At 59.6% G+C, this 18713-nt stretch carries 16 protein-coding genes; 13 read left to right on the forward strand and 3 right to left on the reverse strand.

The genetic code is table 11. The annotated features are described in order from the left end of the window. Positions 1-66: 66 nt before the first annotated feature. The 3 genes from ODQ19_RS07665 to phhA all read right to left on the reverse strand — a co-directional run bounded on the left by ODQ19_RS07665 (position 67) and on the right by phhA (position 2506). A complete protein-coding gene (locus tag ODQ19_RS07665; protein ID WP_330209721.1) occupies positions 67-1260 on the reverse strand; it encodes an amino acid aminotransferase in 1194 nt (397 codons plus the stop codon). Then, positions 1260-1616: a 4a-hydroxytetrahydrobiopterin dehydratase gene (locus ODQ19_RS07670; RefSeq protein WP_003192995.1), complete on the reverse strand. Its 357-nt coding sequence runs from the start codon at positions 1614-1616 to the stop codon at positions 1260-1262. The genes ODQ19_RS07665 and ODQ19_RS07670 overlap by 1 nt, the downstream gene beginning before the upstream one ends. Before the next feature lie 98 nt (positions 1617-1714). After that, positions 1715-2506: a phenylalanine 4-monooxygenase gene (gene phhA, locus ODQ19_RS07675; RefSeq protein ID WP_330209722.1), complete on the reverse strand. Its 792-nt coding sequence runs from the start codon at positions 2504-2506 to the stop codon at positions 1715-1717. 257 nt (positions 2507-2763) lie between these two features. Between phhA and ODQ19_RS07680 the strand changes: the two genes are divergently transcribed. From ODQ19_RS07680 to fliS, 13 genes are all read left to right on the forward strand, one after another. Further along, entirely contained in the window at positions 2764-4329 is a 1566-nt protein-coding gene (locus ODQ19_RS07680) for a sigma-54-dependent phenylalanine hydroxylase transcriptional regulator PhhR (RefSeq protein ID WP_003192990.1), read from the forward strand. Positions 4330-4751: 422 nt separating this feature from the next. Continuing rightward, positions 4752-5492, forward strand: a complete 741-nt coding sequence (locus ODQ19_RS07685) for a flagellar basal body rod protein FlgF (RefSeq protein ID WP_003192988.1) — start codon at positions 4752-4754, stop codon at positions 5490-5492. 62 nt (positions 5493-5554) lie between these two features. Then, positions 5555-6340, forward strand: a complete 786-nt coding sequence (gene flgG / locus ODQ19_RS07690; RefSeq protein ID WP_003192986.1) for a flagellar basal-body rod protein FlgG — start codon at positions 5555-5557, stop codon at positions 6338-6340. Between the two features lie 52 nt (positions 6341-6392). Beyond that, the gene (flgH, locus tag ODQ19_RS07695) at positions 6393-7088 is read left to right on the forward strand and encodes a flagellar basal body L-ring protein FlgH (protein WP_014719364.1); all 696 of its coding nucleotides are present in this window, start codon (positions 6393-6395) and stop codon (positions 7086-7088) included. 6 nt (positions 7089-7094) lie between these two features. Further along, positions 7095-8204 carry a flagellar basal body P-ring protein FlgI gene (locus tag ODQ19_RS07700; protein WP_161793221.1) on the forward strand — a complete coding sequence of 370 codons (1110 nt, stop codon included), beginning with the start codon at positions 7095-7097 and terminating at the stop codon, positions 8202-8204. A gap of 4 nt (positions 8205-8208) precedes the next feature. Further along, positions 8209-9468, forward strand: a complete 1260-nt coding sequence (gene flgJ, locus ODQ19_RS07705) for a flagellar assembly peptidoglycan hydrolase FlgJ (protein ID WP_116666973.1) — start codon at positions 8209-8211, stop codon at positions 9466-9468. 10 nt (positions 9469-9478) lie between these two features. Beyond that, positions 9479-11524: a flagellar hook-associated protein FlgK gene (gene flgK, locus ODQ19_RS07710; RefSeq protein WP_330209723.1), complete on the forward strand. Its 2046-nt coding sequence runs from the start codon at positions 9479-9481 to the stop codon at positions 11522-11524. Between the two features lie 14 nt (positions 11525-11538). Continuing rightward, entirely contained in the window at positions 11539-13149 is a 1611-nt protein-coding gene (locus tag ODQ19_RS07715; RefSeq protein WP_330209724.1) for a flagellar hook-associated protein 3, read from the forward strand. Positions 13150-13425: 276 nt separating this feature from the next. Beyond that, positions 13426-14355, forward strand: coding sequence for a ketoacyl-ACP synthase III (locus tag ODQ19_RS07720; RefSeq protein ID WP_032895938.1), 930 nt, complete (start codon positions 13426-13428; stop codon positions 14353-14355). A 261-nt stretch (positions 14356-14616) separates the two neighbouring features. Next, positions 14617-16320 (forward strand): flagellin N-terminal helical domain-containing protein, encoded by a 1704-nt coding sequence (locus tag ODQ19_RS07725; protein WP_330209725.1) that lies wholly within the window; start codon positions 14617-14619, stop codon positions 16318-16320. Positions 16321-16396: 76 nt separating this feature from the next. Then, positions 16397-16744, forward strand: coding sequence for a flagellar protein FlaG (locus tag ODQ19_RS07730; RefSeq protein WP_116666969.1), 348 nt, complete (start codon positions 16397-16399; stop codon positions 16742-16744). An 83-nt stretch (positions 16745-16827) separates the two neighbouring features. Continuing rightward, on the forward strand, positions 16828-18195 hold the full coding sequence (gene fliD, locus ODQ19_RS07735; RefSeq protein ID WP_005790092.1) for a flagellar filament capping protein FliD: 1368 nt from the start codon (positions 16828-16830) through the stop codon (positions 18193-18195). 128 nt (positions 18196-18323) lie between these two features. Next, the gene (fliS, locus tag ODQ19_RS07740; RefSeq protein ID WP_005790090.1) at positions 18324-18713 is read left to right on the forward strand and encodes a flagellar export chaperone FliS; all 390 of its coding nucleotides are present in this window, start codon (positions 18324-18326) and stop codon (positions 18711-18713) included.

Consider the following 18713-nt stretch of genomic DNA (forward strand, 5'->3'; position numbering starts at 1 on the left):
TTCATTCAGAACGCAGGCGTTATCGTTGACGTTTTTCGCGAGCAAGCTCGCTCCTACAGAAGGCGTTCAGTTGGAGACGTCAGCGATGGCTTGAGCCAGCAACGTCAAGCGCGTTGCATCAACCCCGGCCACGTTAGCCCGCCCCGAACTGACCATATACACGCTGTGCTTCTCGCGCAGTTGCTTGACCTGCTCGGCACTCAAGCCGGTATAGGAAAACATCCCGCGCTGCGCGCCGATATGTGCGAATTTCTCGGCCAGGCCATGGGGCGCAAGCGCTTCCACCAACCCTGCGCGCAACTGGGCGATCCGCGAACGCATAGCCTCGACTTCCTCGCTCCACTGCTTTTTCAGCTGTGCATCACCGAGGATGGTCGCCACCACGGCTGCACCGTGATCCGGCGGCGTCGACCACAGGTTGCGCGCGATATTCGCCAGTTGGCTGCGTACATCGGTGAGCTTTTCAGCGTCCGCCGCACACACAATCAATGCACCTACACGGTCGCGATACAGGCCGAAGTTCTTCGAGCAGGAACTGGTGATCAGCACTTCCGGCAACTCGGCGGCAAACAGGCGCACCGCCCAGGCGTCCTGCTCCAGGCCATCGCCAAAGCCCTGATAGGCGAAGTCGATCAGCGGCAGCAACTGGCGTTCACGCACGATCTGCAAGACCTGGCGCCAGTCATCCTGGGACAGGTCAAAGCCGGTCGGGTTATGGCAGCACGCGTGCAGTAATACCACGTCGCCCTTGGGCACGCTGGACAGGGTTGCCAGCATCGCCGTCACATCCAGGCGGTTGTCGCTGCCCACGTAAGGGTAATGACTGACCTTGAGCCCGGCTTTGGCAAAAATGGTTTCGTGGATCGGCCAGGTCGGGTTGCTCAGCCACACGCCACGGCCCGGCAGGCTGTGGGCGATAAAGTCGGCACTCAAGCGCAGGGCGCCGGTGCCGCCTGGGGTTTGCGTGGCGCCAGCGCGGCGGTCACGCAGCAAGGCCGAGTCGGCGCCGAGCACCAGTTCGCTGATCAGGCTGCCAAAGGCCGCATCGCCATGGCCACCGATATAGGTCTTGGTCACTTGGGTCTCGACCAGGCGCTGTTCCGCCAGCTTCACCGAGTGGGGAATCGGCGTCAGGCCCTGGTCGTCCTTATAGACACCTACGCCCAGGTCGAACTTGTTCGGGTTGGCGTCCTGGGTATACAGGTCCATCAGCCCGAGGATTGGGTCGCCAGGCACGCGGTCGATGGCATCGAAATGCATTACTTGCGGCCCTCGGCAGTCTTGGCCACTTCGTCGGTGCGCGCGGCCATGATGAAGTCGTTACGGTGCAGGCCCTTGATGGAGTGGCTCCACCAGGTCACGGTGACTTTGCCCCACTCGGTGAGCAGGCCTGGGTGATGGCCTTCGGCTTCGGAGATTTCACCCATCGCGTTGGTGAAGGCCAGGGCGAATTTGAAGTTCTTGAACAGGAAAACCTTTTCCAGCTGCATTACGCCGTCGCGCACTTCGATGTTCCAGTCAGGGATCTGCTTGATCAGTACCGGCAGTTCTTCATCGCTGACTTGCGGGGCATCGGCGCGGCAGGCTTCGCAGTGGGCTTGGTTCAAGGTGGTCATGGAAGGTGTCCTGAATTCGAATGATTGAAGGTCAGTGGCGTTACCCTAAAGCAACGCGGGGCCAGGGAACAGACTCACCTGGCCTTAAAACGCAAGGTTCACGCGGCTTTGGGTTTGGGCGGAAATTTCGGGGCGTGCAGACCCAGCTGCATACCGCGCTCGACCATGCCCATGATGTCTTCCTGCGCCACGTCGAACAGGCGCTTGAGCTCGGGCAATACGAAATACAAAGGTTGCAGGATGTCGATGCGATAGGGCGTGCGCATCGCTTCCAGCGGGTCGAAGGCCTGGTGCTCGGGCTCGTCCGACAGGCAATACACACTTTCTTTAGGTGACGACAGAATGCCGCCACCGTAGATACGCCGGCCCTGAGGCGTGTCCACCAGGCCGAACTCGATGGTCATCCAGTACAGGCGCGCCAGGTACACCCGTTGTTCCTTGGTGGCCGCCAGGCCGAGCTTGCCGTAGGTGTGGGTGAATTCAGCGAACCAGGGGTTGGTCAGCAGTGGGCAGTGGCCAAAGATCTCGTGAAAAATATCCGGCTCTTGCAGGTAGTCCAGTTCTTCATGGGTGCGAATAAAGGTCGCCACCGGAAACTGCTTGCTGGCCAGCAATTCAAAAAAGGTCTGGAAGGGAATCAGCGCCGGCACGCGGGCGACTTGCCAGCCGGTGGTGTCGGCCAGCACCTTGTTGATCTCGCCCAGTTGGGGAATGCGGTCCAGGGGCAGGCCGAGCTTGTCGATACCGTCTAGGTATTCCTGGCAGGCGCGGCCCTCAATCACTTTCAATTGGCGAGTGATCAGGGTGTTCCACACCGCATGTTCTTCTGGCGGGTAGTGGATAAAACCTTGCGCATCGGGCTCGCGGGCCACGTAGTGCGTCTGCTTCATACGGCTCTCCTGCTAGGCATTCGTTCTTGTTATGTCCTGGGATACACCTATTGATAACCGGATAGGCGCCGGATTCCATCAGCCTTTAACGGACGGACGTAGGAAAAATTACCGATTATCGTAAAGTATTCGTTACGATAGGCCCGCTCGTCGCAGCTGTGGGCTGGGAAAAGCCACCGAGCTGTCACATAATCTTGACGACTATCTACGCCCAGCGACAAAAAGACGCGGCGCCTACTCCCTTTTCGAGTTTTTCCATGCGTATCAAAGTGCACTGCCAGAACCGCATCGGCATCCTGCGGGACATCCTCAACCTGCTGGTGGAGTACGGCGTCAACGTCGCCAAGGGCGAAGTCGGCGGTGAGCATGGCAATGCCATCTATCTGTTCTGTCCCAACCTGGTGAACATGCAATTCCAGGCGCTGCGCCCGCAGTTCGAGGCGATTGCCGGGGTGTTCGGGGTCAAGCGGGTAGGGCTGATGCCCAGCGAGCGGCGGCATATGGAACTCAATGCGTTGCTCGGTGCCCTGGAGTTCCCGGTGCTGTCCATTGATATGGGCGGCTCCATCGTGGCCGCCAACCGGGCGGCGGCGCAGTTGCTTGGGGTGCGGGTGGATGAAGTACCGGGGATTCCCCTGTCGCGTTACGCCGAGGATTTCGATCTGCCGGAACTGGTGCGCGCCAGCAAGTCGCGAATCAATGGCCTGCGGGTCAAGGTCAAGGGCGACGTATTTCTGGCGGATATCGCGCCCCTGCAATCCTCCGAGCACGACGACAGCGAAGCCATGGCCGGCGCCGTGCTCACCCTGCACCGTGCCGACCGTGTCGGTGAGCGTATCTATAACGTGCGCAAGCAAGAGCTGCGCGGTTTCGACAGCATCTTCCAAAGCTCCAAGGTCATGGCCGCAGTGGTGCGTGAAGCGCGGCGCATGGCGCCGCTGGATGCGCCGCTATTAATAGAAGGCGAAACCGGCACCGGCAAGGAGCTGTTGGCCCGGGCCTGTCACTTGGCCAGCCCGCGTGGGCAGTCGCCGTTGATGGCGCTCAACTGCGCAGGGTTGCCCGAGTCGATGGCCGAGACTGAACTGTTTGGCTACGGCCCCGGCGCGTTTGAAGGGGCGCGGGCGGAAGGTAAATTGGGCCTGCTTGAGCTGACGGCGGGCGGTACTTTGTTTCTCGACGGTGTGGGAGAAATGAGCGCGCGCTTGCAGGTCAAGCTGCTGCGCTTTTTGCAGGACGGTTGTTTTCGCCGGGTGGGCAGTGATGAAGAGGTGTACTTGGATGTGCGGGTGATCTGCGCGACCCAGGTGGACTTGTCAGAACTCTGCGCCCGGGGTGAGTTTCGTCAGGACCTTTATCACCGGCTGAATGTGCTGTCGTTGCATATCCCGCCGTTGCGCGAATGCCTGGATGGTCTCGCACCGTTGGTCGAGCACTTTCTCGACCAGGCCAGCCGGCAGATTGGTTGCCCACTGCCCAAGCTGGCCCCAGCTGCCATGGACAAACTCAGCCACTACCACTGGCCGGGCAACGTGCGGCAACTGGAAAACGTGCTGTTCCAGGCGGTGTCGTTGTGCGAAGGCGGCACGGTCAAGGTTGAGCATATTCGGTTGCCGGATTACGGCGTGCGTCAGCCGCTGGGTGATTTTTCCCTGGAGGGGAGCCTGGAGGATATCGTCGGGCGCTTTGAGAAAGCGGTGTTGGAAAGCCTGTATGCCGAACACCCCAGCAGTCGCCAGTTGGGCAAGCGCCTGGGGGTGTCGCACACCACCATTGCCAACAAACTGCGCGATTACGAAGTGCTCAAGGCCGATCGCAGTTAAAACTGTGGGAGCGGGCTTGCCTGTGGCATATCAGTGCCTGCCCAATCGCTATCGCAGGCAAGCCAGCTCCCACATTGGTTGGGTATTGCCCACGCAATCAGCGTCCGGCATCAATCCCCTGTGGGAGCGGGCTTGCTCGCGAATGCGGTAGGTCATTCAACCTATCAGTGCCTGAGCCACCGCATTCGCGAGCAAGCCCGCTCCCACATTTGATCGTTGTCGTTTTCCAGGCCGGTGTTTGCCGCAGGCGGCAGTAGTCCGCCGTTTTTTCGACTGTTTCTCCCATCACCTCTTTCAGCTACCTCCACGAAACCCCCGCCCAGCCTGGATTTTCTCCTCTTTTAAAAAGTTGGTTCGCAAATTGCTTAAGCCTCCTCAGTACAGCGGTGGGCGGCAAGCGTCCGTCAGAAAGAGGATAGAGCGTGGACAAGTACCTTTATGTGGCAATGACCGGCGCCAGCCAGAATGCACTGGCGCAGAAGGCCCATGCCAACAATCTGGCGAACATTTCCACCAACGGTTTCCAGCGCGACCTGGAGCAGGCGCGTTCGATGCCGGTGTTCGGTGACAGCTTTCCGGCGCGGGCGTTTGCCATGACCGAGCGGCCGGCTACCGACTTTTCACCGGGCGCGATGATCGAGACCGGCCGCGACCTGGACGTAGCCGTCAGCGGTGACGGCTGGATGGCCGTGCAAACCCCGGATGGCGGCGAAGCCTACGTGCGCAGCGCCAGCATGAACGTGGATGCCCTGGGCGTGCTGCGGGCCGGCAACGGTATGCCGATCATGGGCAACGGTGGCCCGATTGCCGTGCCGCCCCAGCAGAAAATCGAAGTGGGTTCAGACGGCACCATCAGCATCCGTGCCATGGGCGAAGGCCCACGGGTAATGGCGGAAGTGGACCGTATCAAGATGGTCCAGCCTGACCTCAAGAACATGACCAAGGGCCTGGACGGCACCATCCACACCAAGGATGGCCAACCGGCCCAGGCCGACGCGAACGTGCGGCTGACCTCGGGCTTCCTGCAGGCGAGCAACGTCAATGCCGTGGAAGAAATGACCGCGGTGCTGGCGCTGGCCAAGCAGTTCGAGCTGCACATCAAGATGATGAACAGCGCTAAAGAAGACGACCAGGCCATGACACGCGTCATGCAGATGAGCTGATTCAAGCCCATTAACTAATTTGCAACGCAGCGCCAACCATCCGGCGCACGAAGGAGAACAGCATGCTTCCGGCTCTATGGGTTGCCAAGACAGGCCTGTCCGCCCAGGACACCAACCTGACGACCATTTCCAACAACCTGGCAAACGTGTCGACCACGGGCTTCAAACGTGACCGCGCCGAGTTCCAGGACTTGCTCTATCAGATCAAGAAGCAACCGGGCGCCCAATCGACCCAGGACAGCGAACTGCCGTCGGGCCTGCAACTGGGTACCGGTGTGCAGATCGTCGGCACCCAGAAAAACTTCAGCGCCGGCAACCTGCAGCAAACCGGCCAGCCCCTGGACATGGCGATCAATGGCCGGGGCTTTTTCCAGGTACTGCAGCCGGATGGCACCACCTCTTACACCCGTGACGGCACCTTCCACCTGGACTCCAACGGCCAGATCGTGACCGCCAACGGTTTCGCCCTGGAGCCTGCTGTCGTGGTGCCGCCCGACGCCAAGACCTTCACCGTCGGCAACGACGGCACCGTGTCCATCACCGTCGCTGGCAACCCGGCGTCTCAGGTGATCGGCAACCTGCAAACCGCCGACTTCATCAACCCGGCCGGCCTGCAGGCGATGGGCAACAACCTGTTCCTGGAAACCGCCTCCAGTGGCGCGCCGCAAATCGGCACCCCAGGCTTGAACGGCTTCGGCACCACGCTGCAAAGCACCCTGGAAACCTCCAACGTCAGCACCGTTGAGGAGATGGTCAACATGATCACCACTCAGCGCGCCTACGAGATGAACTCCAAGGTGATTTCCACCGCCGACCAGATGCTTTCGTTCGTTACGCAGAATCTGTAATCAGTCTATGGGGCGCCCTTGAGGGTGTCTGCAACACCGTGAGGTTAGGGTCATGAATCGCTATGTTTGTGTGTTGGCATTGAGTGGGATCGCCGTGCTTGCGGGCTGTGTCGCCCCCACGCCAAAGCCCAATGACCCGTACTACGCGCCGGTGTTGCCACGCACACCACTGCCGGCGGCGGCCAACAATGGCTCGATCTACCAGGCCGGTTTCGAGCAGAACCTGTACAGCGACCGCAAGGCGTTCCGGGTCGGTGACATCATCACCATTACCCTGAACGAGAAGACCCAGGCCAGCAAGAACGCCAACTCGCAAATCGGCAAGAACAGCAAGACCAGCATCGGCCTGACCTCGCTGTTCGGCGGCGGCCTCAACACCAACAACCCGCTGGGCAGTGGTGACCTGAGCCTGGACGCCGGCTACAGCGGCGACCGTGCCACCAACGGCAAGAGCGCGGCCGGGCAGGGCAACAGCCTGACCGGTTCGATTACCGTGACCGTCGCTGATGTATTGCCCAACGGCATCATTGCCGTGCGTGGTGAAAAGTGGATGACCCTCAACACCGGCGACGAGCTGGTGCGCATCGCCGGCATGGTCCGCGCCGATGACATCTCCACCGACAACACCGTGCCGTCGACGCGCATTGCCGATGCACGCATTACCTACTCGGGCACCGGTTCGTTTGCCGATGCGAGCCAGCCGGGCTGGTTCGACCGCTTCTTCCTCAGCCCGCTGTTCCCTTTCTAGGTGGCCATTTTGAAGTTCAAACAGCTGATGGCGATGGCGCTTTTGCTGGCCTTGAGCGCTGTGGCCCAGGCCGAGCGCCTGAAGGACATCGCCAGTATCTCCGGCGTGCGCTCCAACCAGTTAATCGGCTATGGCCTGGTCGTGGGGCTCAACGGCACGGGTGACCAAACCACCCAGACGCCGTTCACCCTGCAAACCTTCAACAACATGCTCTCGCAGTTCGGCATCAAGGTGCCGCCAGGCTCGGGCAACGTGCAGTTGAAGAACGTTGCAGCCGTGTCGATCAGCGCCGATCTGCCCGCGTTCGCCAAGCCGGGGCAGGTGGTGGACATCACTGTTTCGTCCATGGGTAACTCCAAGAGCCTGCGCGGCGGCACCTTGCTGATGACGCCGCTCAAAGGTATCGACGGCAACGTCTACGCCATCGCCCAGGGCAACCTGGTGGTCGGCGGTTTTGACGCCGAAGGCCGTGACGGTTCGAAGATCACCGTCAACGTGCCGTCGGCCGGGCGTATCCCCGGTGGTGCCACGGTTGAACGCACCGTGCCGAGTGGTTTCAACCAGGGCAACAGCCTGACCCTGAACCTCAACCGCTCCGACTTCACCACCGCCAAGCGCGTGGTCGATAAGATCAACGACATGCTCGGCCCTGGCGTGGCCCAGGCCATCGACGGCGGCTCGGTTCGCGTCACTGCGCCTTTGGACCCAAGCCAGCGTGTGGACTACCTGTCGATCCTGGAAAACCTTGAGGTGGACCCCGGCCAGGCCGTGGCCAAAGTCATCATCAACTCCCGCACTGGCACCATCGTGATCGGCCAGAACGTCAAGGTTTCGCCAGCGGCGGTGACCCACGGCAGCCTGACGGTGACCATCACCGAAGACCCGATCGTCAGCCAGCCTGGGCCGTTGTCCGGTGGCCAGACTGCCGTGGTCCCGCGTTCGCGCGTCAATGCCCAGCAAGAAGCCAAGCCGATGTTCAAGTTCGGCCCCGGCACCACTCTGGATGAGATTGTCCGTGCGGTGAACCAGGTGGGCGCTGCGCCCGGCGACTTGATGGCGATCCTCGAAGCTTTGAAGCAGGCCGGCGCGTTGCAAGCCGACCTGATCGTGATCTGAGGCCATGGCCATGGATATGCGCAAGAGCGGTATCAGCAGCACGGCGGACTCGGGGTCTTACTCCGACCTGAACCGGCTTAACCAGCTCAAGGTCGGTGCCGACAAAAACAGCGAAGGCAACCTGCGCAAAGTGGCGCAGGAATTCGAGTCGCTGTTTTTGAACGAGATGCTCAAGTCCATGCGTTCGGCCACCGAGGCCCTGGGCAAGGACAACCCGCTGAACACCCCGGCCGCCAAGCAGTACCAGGAAATGTACGACCAGCAATTGGCGGTGTCGATGTCCCGCGAAGGCGGTGGTATCGGCCTGGCCGATGTGCTGATGCGCCAGATGCAGAAGAACAAGCCGGTGGAGGCCCAGGCCGCCACCTTGCAAGGCCCGGCGGCGGATGCGCCGGTGAAGAAAGTCGATGTGCCGACCGAGATTGCCGCCGGTACCCAGGCCGAAGGCCCGTTAGGCCGCTCCAATGGCCAGCGGCCTTTGTGGGCGTATCGCGTGGCTGTGCCTGAGGGCGCCAGCACCCATGCCAACGACATGGAACTGATGAACCAGCGCCGTATCGCCTTGCCCAGCAAGCTGGCCGACCGCCTGCTGGCGGGCATCGTGCCGAACGCTCCGGTCGAGGCCAAAGCCGCGCCCCTGCGTAACAGCGCTGCCGACGACACGGTCATCAACAGCAGTGCGCGTAGCTTTGCCGTGCCGAGCGGGCGCATGCAGGTGTATGGCCGCGCCATTGCCCAGCCACCGCTGGCGCCGGCCAAGAAAGCCTTCAGCTCCCAGGATGAATTTGTCGCCACCATGCTGCCGATGGCCAAGGCCGCCGCCGCACGTATCGGTATCGACCCCAAGTACCTGGTGGCTCAAGCCGCGCTGGAAACCGGCTGGGGTAAATCGGTGATGCGCGCCGAGGACGGCAGCAGCAGCCACAACCTGTTCGGCATCAAGGCCGGCCAGAGCTGGCAGGGCGGTCAGGCCCGGGCGATCACCAGCGAGTTTCGCGATGGCGCGATGGTCAAGGAAACGGCGCAGTTCCGTTCCTACAGCTCCTACCAGGACAGCTTCCACGACCTCGTGACCCTGCTGCAAAGCCATGATCGCTATAAAGAAGTTGTGAAATCAGCCGACAACCCGGAACAGTTTGTACGCGAGTTGCAAAAAGCCGGTTATGCAACCGACCCGGATTACGCCAGCAAGATTTCGCAGATCGCAAAAACCATGAACAGTTACCAGAACTACGCTGCCGCTGGCGCAACCACACATTTATAAGGTCTGAACCATGAGTTTGCTCAGTATCGGGATGTCAGGGCTCAATGCCGCTCAAGGATCGTTGTCGGTCTTGAGTAATAACATCGCCAACGTGAATACCCCGGGGTACTCGCGTCAGCAGACCACGCAAAATACCAACGCGTCGAACCCGTTCGGCGGTGTGTTCATCGGCACCGGAACCACCCTGGCCGACGTGCGCCGGGTGTACAACGAATACCTGGACACCGCCTACCAGAACAGCACGGCCCTGAACAACGATGCCAAGGCGTACCTTGACCAGGTCGGTGCCGTCGACAAAGTGCTGTCGGACAAAACCACCGGTCTGTCCTCGGTGCTCAGTTCGTTCTTCGCCACCCTGCAAACCGCCGCGTCCAACCCCAGCGACCTGTCGGCCCGCCAATTGCTGGTGACCAACGCCCAGACCCTGAGCAGCCGTTTCAACGCGATCTCGACGCAGTTGACCCAGCAGAAAGAGACGATCAACAACCAACTGAGCAGCATGAGTGACCAGGTCAACCAATTGACCGCCTCGATTGCCTCGCTTAACAAGCAGATCTCCCAAGTGCAAGGCGCGTCGGGCAATGCACCGGCCAACCTGCTGGACTCGCGTAACGAGGCGGTACGCTCGCTCAATGAACTGATCGGCGTCACGGCCACCGAGAAGAACGGCCAGTTCAGCGTGACCACCGGCAGCGGCCAGTCGCTGGTGGAAGGCGGAATTTCCAACACGATTTCGGCGGTGCCGAGCAAAACCGATAACAGTCAGTACACCATTGAGTTGAACATGAACGGCACCACCATGGATCTGGGCGGCGTCATCAGTGGTGGCAGTATCGGCGGCCTGTTGCGTTATCGCAGTGACGCCTTGATGCCGGCTATCAACGACCTGGGCCGTATCGCCATCGCAACTGCAGACACCATCAATAACCAACTGGGCCAAGGCCTGGACCTCAATGGTGACTTTGGCGTTTCGTTGTTCAAAGACATCAACAGTGCCGCCGCCATTGCTTCGCGCAGCCAGGGCGCCTCGGGCAACAGTGCTGGTGCAGGCAACCTGAACGTGACGATCAAGGACAGCAGCCAGTTGTCCACGTTTGACTACACCGTGACCTTCAGCGACAAGACCGACCCCAATAAGGTCACGGTACTGCGCTCGGACGGCAAGGCCATGGGCACCTTCGACATGGGCGCTACACCGCCGCCGACCATGGATGGCTTTACCCTGGCGCTGGACGGCAAGGGCACCATGGCGTTTGGCGACAGCTTCAAGGTCAGCCCGACCGCCACTGGCGCCAGCGGTATTGGTGTGGTGCTCACCGATGCGAACAAACTGGCGTTCGCCGGCCCGTTGGCAGGTACCAGCAGCAAGACCAACAGCGGCACAGGCACCTTTACCCAGCCGGCCTTGACGGTGCCTTTGGATATCCATGGCGGCACCGACACCGCCCAGTTGCGCGCCGGTATTGAAAACTCGATGCCGGTGAAAATGGTGTTCGGCAAGCCTGCCGCCGACGGCACGCAGTCGTATACGATCAGCGACTCCAAGGGCAACCCGATTAGCACCGGCTCGATCATCCCGGGGCAGGGCAACAAGATCACCGTGGATGTGCCGATGCGCGACGCCAGCGGTGCAGCCATTCCTGGCAAGAGCTTCAAGTTCGACACCACCGTCAACGGCTCCCCGGCAGACGGCGACAGCACCACCTTCGCCTTCAATAGTGGCGGCAAGTCCGACGGCCGCAACGCCCAGGAACTGCTGAACCTGCAAACCAAGGCCACCGTCGGCATGGGCGAGGGCAACGGCGGCACCAGCCTGGTGGGGGCCAATAGCAAGCTAGTCTCCACTGTCGGTGCCAAGGCCAGCCAGGCCGGGGTCGACAGCGCCGCCACCGGTGCGTTGCTGAGCGCCAATAAAGATGCGCGCAACTCGGTGTCCGGGGTCAACCTGGATGACGAAGCGGGCGACATGATCAAGTTCCAGCAGTATTACACCGCGTCGTCGCAGATCATCAAGGCTGCGCAGGAAACCTTCACCACACTGATGAATGCTCTTTAAGGGAGGCTGGGACGATGCGTATTTCTACACAGCAGTATTTCGAGACCAGCTCTGCCAAGTACCAGAGCAACTATTCCAGCGTGGTCAAGGCCCAGGACCAGGCCAGCACCGGCGTCCGTGTGCAAACCGCCGCGGATGATCCGGTAGCGGCGGCGCGGTTGCTGATGCTGCAACAGCAGAAAGATATGCTGGCGCAATTCAACGGCAATATCGACACGTTGAAGAACTCGCTGACCACCCAGGACGGCGTGCTGGAAAACATCAATATCGCGATTCAACGGGCCAGTGAGTTGGCGCTGAAAGCGGGTAACGTCGGCATCAGCGACGCTGACCGCAAATCGACTGCCGCCGAGATCGGCGCCATTGAAGATCAGGTGCTGGGCCTGCTCAATACCAAGGACGCCAGCGGTAATTACTTGTTCTCCGGCAGCAAGACCGACACGCCGCCCTACGCCCGCAACAATGACGGCACTTACAGCTACCAGGGCGATGACACGCCGTTGAGCCTGAAGATCGCAGAGAACCTGTCGGTTGCCATGGGCAATACTGCCAAGAGCATGCTTGAAAGCTCGGCGAATACTGGCCGTACGCAAACCGCGCCGATCCTCGTGCCGCCAGCGGTCGACGATGGCAAGGTCACCGTATCCGCCGGGTTGATCGCGGCCAACAGCAGCTATAACAGCAGCTTTTCCGATGGGCAGCCGTACAAGTTGACCTTCACCAGCAGCACCCAATATGTCGTGACGGACAATGCCGGCAAGGACATCACCTCGGAGATTCCGGGCAACGGCACTTTCGATGCCACCAAGGAAGGCGGTTCGAGTATCAATCTGCGCGGGGTCAAGTTCGACATTGGGTTGAACCTGGGCAAAGACGCACTGGGCAAAGACATACTGCCTGGCGCGCCGTCGGACGCCATCGTCAAGGATCGCGAGTTCAGCCTGTCGGTCAAGCCGGACACCTTCAGCGTTTCGCGCACCCCGAGCAATCCGTCCACTGCCCAATTGAGCGGCGGCACGGTGAGCGATCCGGCGGCGTACGCCAGCACCTTTCCCAACTCGGGCGTGATCGTGAAGTTCGGTGCCGCTGGCGCCTATGACCTGTATGCCCAGCCGTATACCGCAGACAGCAAATCCATCGCCAGTGGCACCCTGGCGGCCGGCGCCACCACCATCACGGCGGCAGGGGTGACCTTTGATGTCACCACCGCACCGGCGCCGGCAGCCGGCGACCAGTTTTCGATAAGTGCCACCAGCAACAAGAACGAGAACGTCCTCGACACCCTGAGCCACTTGCGCAAAATCCTGGAAACGCCGTCAGACGGCAACCCGGCGGCGCAGAAGGAACTCAAGGATGTGGTGGCCAAGTCCATCGGCAACCTGACCAATGCCTACAGCCAGATCGACCAGGCGCGTGGCTCCCTGGGGGCGCGCCTCAATGGCCTGGACATTCAGTCCAAGGAAAACGTCAGCCTGGACCTGGCCAATACCACCACCATGAATGCCCTGGGCAATGTCGACTTCGCCGAAGCCGCCATCAACCTGAGCTTGCAGCAAACCATGTTGCAGGCCTCGCAATTGGCCTTTGTGAAAATCTCGCAGTTGAGCCTGTTCAACAAGATGTAAACGGCGTTTCGTCAAGCGGCCCGCTCTGTAAATAGAGCGGGCCGTTGTCGTTTCTGCGGTTTAATTGTTGAAACGTTTTGCATAAACCCCGCAAAATTGAGTGACCTGTGAGTCATAAAGCGCATCTTCACTGTATCGTGTGAAAAGGATAAGCCGTCACAGGGCCTTCATTGGGCGGCTTTCAGCGGGATTTTTATGGGGTTATCCCCTTTATTGTCAGCACTTCCGGCGCAGCCCGAGGGGTGTTCTCCAGCTATTTAGTATTGGGAAGCCACAATGATTGGCATAAAAAGCATCGCCAGTTACGTGCCGGCGGATGGGATCGATAACTACGCCCAGGGTGCCAAGTTCGCCAAGGATGAAGAGTTCATCATCGGCAAGATCGGCTCGGCGTTCCTGCCGCGCAAGGAAGCTGCACAGGAGACGTCCGATCTGTGCGTCGAAGCAGTCAACGCATTGTTTGCCAATAACCCGGATTTGAAGCGCGAGTCCATCGACGCGCTGATCGTCGTCACCCAGAACGGCGATGAAGAGGGCTTGCCCCACACCGCTGCAATCGTCCAGGACAAACTGGGCCTGCCCACTCACGTGGCCGCCTTCGACATTTCCCTGGGCTGCTCCGGCTACGTTTACGGCATCTACGCGATGAAGGGCTTCATGGAAGCCGCTGGCCTGAAAAACGGCCTGTTGATCACCGCCGACCCGTATTCGAAAATCGTCGACCCGGAAGACCGCAACACCACCATGCTGTTCGGCGATGCCGCCACCGCCACCTGGATGGGCGAAGACGCACCGTGGCTGCTGGGTAAATCCAAGTTCGGCACCGACGGCTCTGGCGCACCGCACCTGAAGGTCAGTGACGGCGTGTTCTTCATGAACGGCCGCCAAGTGTTCAACTTCGCTTTGCTCAAAGTGCCGGCGCACTTGCACGAGCTGCTCAAAGAGTCGGACCTCAAGGCCGATGACATCGACGCCTTCTGCATCCACCAGGGCAGCGCGGCCATCGTCGACGCCGTGGCGCGCCGCTTTGAAGAAGCGCCGGTGGACAAGTTCATCAAGGACATGGTCGAGACCGGCAACACCGTGTCGTCGAGCATCCCGCTGCTGCTCGAGAAGCACGTGATGGACGCCACCTGGAAGCGCGTGGCCATCAGCGGCTTTGGCGTGGGCCTGTCATGGGGCTCGGCGATTCTCTATCGTCCGTGATGCTTTAGCAGCTGTACAAAAAAACGCCGATGATCCCACGATCATCGGCGTTTTTTTTGCGCCAGTAACCCGTGATTACTGGCGTTTCACGCCGCTATAAGGCCTTGAAATACAAGGGCTGGCACAGGGCTACTAAAAAAAATCAAAAAAATCCTCAAGCAACCGGCTACCACGACGATAACTATTACGTAGGTTCTCTAGGCCACACCCGGCGGTCGCCAGGGCCGGAAGCCGCAGTATCCAAACCACGAGGATTTCGTCATGGCATTATCAGTAAACACCAACATCACCTCCCTGGGTGTCCAGAAGAACCTGAACAAAGCTTCCGACGCTCTGAGCCAGTCGATGAACCGTCTGTCCTCCGGCCTGAAAATCAACAGCGCCAAAGACGACGCTGCCGGCATGCAGATCGCTAACCGTCTGAACAACCAGGTCAAAGGCCTGAACGTTGCCATCGCCAACGCCAACAACGGCGTGTCGATTGCCCAGACCGCTGAAGGCGCGATGCAAGAATCCACCAACACCCTGCAGCGTCTGCGTGAACTCGCCCTGCAAGCTTCCAACGGTGATAAAAGCGACGCTGACCGTGTTTCCCTGCAACAGGAATTCACCGCTAAAGTGGGCGAACTGAACCGTATCGCCAGCACCACCACCTTCGGTGGTCGTAACCTGCTGGACGGCTCGTTCAGCAACGTAGCCTTCCAGATCGGCGCCAACGCCAACGAGACTATCTCGTTCGGTATGACCGACATCAGCTCGACTGCGCTGAAGGGTAACTACAGAGAAGCTGCTGTAAACGGTACTGCAATGACTGGCCTGGCTGCTACTGCCACTGGTTCGGTTGTGACTGATAAAGCTGTTACCACGGGTACTGCTGCTGCTGGTGTTCTGGCTGGTGAAGCCATCAACATCAACGGCACCGATATTACTCTCGGTTCGGGTGCTGCTGGTACCGCTGCAGCTACCTCTGCTGTCGCTGCCATCAACGCACAAACTGCAACCACGGGCGTAACCGCCAGTGCCGATGCTACCGGTAAAGTCAGCCTAGTTTCCGACAAGGCGATCGTTCTTGCAGCACCGACTGCCGGTACTGACGGTCTGACCGCTCTTGGGTTGACTGCGGGTACTAAGGCTGTCTCCACTGACATGACCTCTGCCGGTTCGATCACTGTAAACGGCAACGCTGTAGCTTGGGGTGTTGGCGATACCAAGGCTTCCCTGCTGACCAAACTCGAAACCGCAGCGGGTGGTACCGCCACCGGTGCTTCCGCCACTTTCGGTGCAGACGGTCGCTTCAAGGTAACTTCGGGTAACGGTGCTGACATCAAGCTGGCTAACACCTCCGCCGGTTCCCTGTCCCAACTGGGCCTGTCGGCTGGTACTACCCAAGCCAAACTGACCGCTGACACCTCCATCGATGTGAACGGCGTTGAAGTCAAGTTCAAGAAAGGTGACACCGCTGACGCGATCGTTTCTTCGATCAACAGCGCCAGCACCGGTGTTCAAGCCAGCAAAAACGCTGACGGCACCCTGAACCTGTTCGCTGACAAAGACATCACCATCAAGGATGGTAGCGCCGGTACTGGCCTGGCTGCACTGGGTCTGACCACCGTTGCTGCTGCCGGTACTAAAACTGCTGTCACCATGGAAACCAGCGTTTCCGACCTGAACATCCTGACTGCCGCTGCTTCGCAGCAGGCTACCCAGGCTCTGGACGATGCCATGCAGCAGATCGACAGCCAGCGTTCGCAGCTGGGTGCCGTACAAAACCGCTTCACCAGCACCGTCGCCAACCTGCAGAGCATTTCGCAGAACTCCTCCGCTGCCAAAGGCCGCGTAGAAGACGCTGACTTCGCTTCTGAAGCGGCTGAGCTGACCAAGCAACAAACCCTGCAACAGGCTTCCACTGCGATCCTGTCCCAGGCCAACCAACTGCCATCCGCTGTACTGAAGCTGCTTCAGTAATAGCGCTAGCGGTTAAATAACGGGAGGGTGCGTTTAACGACGTGCCCTTCCGTTTTTTCAGTTTGGAGGTGGTGACATGGACATGAGCATCAAGCTGACCTCGTCTTACCCCGCGGCCACGGCGCAGGCCAACCTGGGCGCAGTGGTGACCCAGGCCAAACCTGCGGCCAGCAATGAGCCGACCAAGAGTGAAGAGCCTCAGCGCGTGGCGCTGGAAAAGGCTGTTACCGATATGCGTGAGTTTGTGCAGGCTTCACAGCGCAACCTGGATTTTTCCATCGATGACTCCACCGGCAAGGTAGTGGTCAAGGTGATCGCCACTGACAGTGGTGAAGTGATTCGACAGATTCCATCGGAGACCGCGCTGAAATTGGCGCAGAACCTGAGCGATGCCGGCAGCCTGTTGTTTGATAGCAAGGCTTGAGTTGGCACGAAACATGTTTCTGATTGCGGTCTAGGCGTTTAAGCGCCAAAAAAACGGCCGCCGCAGGACAAGGAGAATGAAAAATGGCTAGTTCAACGATTTCCGGCCCTGGTTCGGGCTACGACACGCAAGCTATCGTCAAGGCGTTGGTGGGGGCTGAACAAGCGCCTAAACAACAGCAGATCACCAACGAGCAGAAAACTGCCACCGTCCAGTTGTCGGCAGTTGGTTCGATCAAGACGGCGTTGGAGGCCTATCAGGCGGCGATCACCAAGTTGAATAACCCCTCCGCGTTCAATGGGTTGGCGGCAAGTTCTTCGGAAGAGAAAAACGCCAAGGTGACTTTGGGTGACGGAGCATCCAGTGGCAAGTACGTGTTGCAAGTCGATAACCTGGCAACCGCTTCAAAAGTTACCACTGCGGTGAATGCTGAGGGTGCCTCGGGCAAGGCCAACACTACAGACGAAGACCAGACGCTGACCATCAACCAGTCGGGTAAAAGCTTCGATGTGGTGATTCCAGGTGGCGCGACCCTGCAACAGGTGCGAGAGTCAATCAATACCCAGCTTTCGTCCCAGGGTATCAGTGCCAACGTATTGAGCGACTCCAATGGTGCGCGACTGGTACTGACCTCGACCAATATGGGCGAAGGCACCGACATCACCCTCAGCGGTGATTCGCAACTGGCCAGCGGGTATGACAAAGGCACGCCGCCGACCAACGCCAAGTACTCCATCGACGGCATTGCAATGTCATCCAGCAGCAACAAAATCACGTCGGCGATCAGTGGCGTCACGTTGGAGCTGTTGGACACCATTGATGTGAAAAAGCCGACGACCATTACCGTGGCCAGTAACACTGACACGTTGAAAACCTCGGTACAGTCCTTCGTCAGTGCGTACAACACGCTGATGACCGCCATCAATACCCAGACCAAAGTTACTGCAACCGGTGACGCGTCGACTACCACTGCCGGTGCGTTGACCGGCGATGCATCAATGCGTCAATTGGTGAACAGCCTGCGTTCCGAACTGGTCAGCGGCTCCGGCGCGGGCACCATGACCAGCCTGGCCCAGATGGGTATCACCACCGATCAGAAAACCGGCCTGCTGAGCCTGGATGACAAGACGTGGGACAAGGCGGTAGTCAAAGGCGCTGGCGATATTGCCAAGCTGTTCACCGGCGACACTGGTTTGATCACGCGCATGAACAAGGCGACGAAGAGCTACGTGGGCACCACCGGTACCCTGGCAACCCGGGCGACGGATCTCAACAACAAGTTGACCGACTTGACCAAAGAGACGGCCGACCTGACACGACGTATGGACGCCTTGCAAAAATCCCTGACCGCCAAGTACACGGCCATGGACACCATGATCGCGCAGATCAACGCCAGCAGCTCCAGCATCCTGACCACCCTCAACTCGCTGAACAATCCGAAATCGAACTGATGGGCGGCGCGCTTTCAGGCCCTGATTCAGGGCCTTGGCGTATGGTTGGGGATTAAAGTTTTCGTCGCCACGGTCGAAAAACTGGTTAAGCAAACCTATTCGATTGTCGCCAGTAACGAGGTAGCAACATGAACCCGATGAGAGCCCTTCGCCAATACCAGAAGGTCAGTTCCCATGCCCAGGTCTCCGAAGCTAGCCCGCACCGCCTGGTGCAGATGCTGATGGAAGGAGGCCTGGATCGCATGGCGCAGGCCAAGGGCGCATTGAACCGTGGGGATATTGCCCAGAAAGGGCTGATGCTGGGAAAGGCGATTGAAATTATCTCTGGCCTGCGTGACGGCCTGGAGCCAGAAAAGGCCGAAGATCCGGCAGCAGTGCACCAGTTGGACGCCTTGTATGGCTATATGAGCAATCGTTTGGTCGAGGCCAACCAAGTCAATGACGCCGAGATAATCGACGAAGTCGCCCGCCTGCTGATCACCGTCAAGACCGGCTGGGATGCCATCGCTCCACAATAA

It is taken from the genome of Pseudomonas sp. AM4(2022) (assembly GCF_036346515.1).
GTDB classification, from domain to species: Bacteria; Pseudomonadota; Gammaproteobacteria; order Pseudomonadales; family Pseudomonadaceae; genus Aquipseudomonas; species Aquipseudomonas paracarnis.

What these genes read in the sequence shown, in the direction of transcription:
- ODQ19_RS07665 (WP_330209721.1), bottom strand. Translation starts at nt 1,260, where the DNA reads ATGCATTTCGATGCCATCGACCGCGTGCCTGGCGACCCAATCCTCGGG.
- ODQ19_RS07670 (WP_003192995.1), bottom strand. Translation starts at nt 1,616, where the DNA reads ATGACCACCTTGAACCAAGCCCACTGCGAAGCCTGCCGCGCCGATGCC.
- phhA (WP_330209722.1), bottom strand. Translation starts at nt 2,506, where the DNA reads ATGAAGCAGACGCACTACGTGGCCCGCGAGCCCGATGCGCAAGGTTTT.
- ODQ19_RS07680 (WP_003192990.1), top strand. Translation starts at nt 2,764, where the DNA reads ATGCGTATCAAAGTGCACTGCCAGAACCGCATCGGCATCCTGCGGGAC.
- flgG (WP_003192986.1), top strand. Translation starts at nt 5,555, where the DNA reads ATGCTTCCGGCTCTATGGGTTGCCAAGACAGGCCTGTCCGCCCAGGAC.
- flgH (WP_014719364.1), top strand. Translation starts at nt 6,393, where the DNA reads ATGAATCGCTATGTTTGTGTGTTGGCATTGAGTGGGATCGCCGTGCTT.
- flgJ (WP_116666973.1), top strand. Translation starts at nt 8,209, where the DNA reads ATGGCCATGGATATGCGCAAGAGCGGTATCAGCAGCACGGCGGACTCG.
- flgK (WP_330209723.1), top strand. Translation starts at nt 9,479, where the DNA reads ATGAGTTTGCTCAGTATCGGGATGTCAGGGCTCAATGCCGCTCAAGGA.
- ODQ19_RS07715 (WP_330209724.1), top strand. Translation starts at nt 11,539, where the DNA reads ATGCGTATTTCTACACAGCAGTATTTCGAGACCAGCTCTGCCAAGTAC.
- ODQ19_RS07720 (WP_032895938.1), top strand. Translation starts at nt 13,426, where the DNA reads ATGATTGGCATAAAAAGCATCGCCAGTTACGTGCCGGCGGATGGGATC.
- ODQ19_RS07725 (WP_330209725.1), top strand. Translation starts at nt 14,617, where the DNA reads ATGGCATTATCAGTAAACACCAACATCACCTCCCTGGGTGTCCAGAAG.
- ODQ19_RS07730 (WP_116666969.1), top strand. Translation starts at nt 16,397, where the DNA reads ATGGACATGAGCATCAAGCTGACCTCGTCTTACCCCGCGGCCACGGCG.
- fliD (WP_005790092.1), top strand. Translation starts at nt 16,828, where the DNA reads ATGGCTAGTTCAACGATTTCCGGCCCTGGTTCGGGCTACGACACGCAA.
- fliS (WP_005790090.1), top strand. Translation starts at nt 18,324, where the DNA reads ATGAACCCGATGAGAGCCCTTCGCCAATACCAGAAGGTCAGTTCCCAT.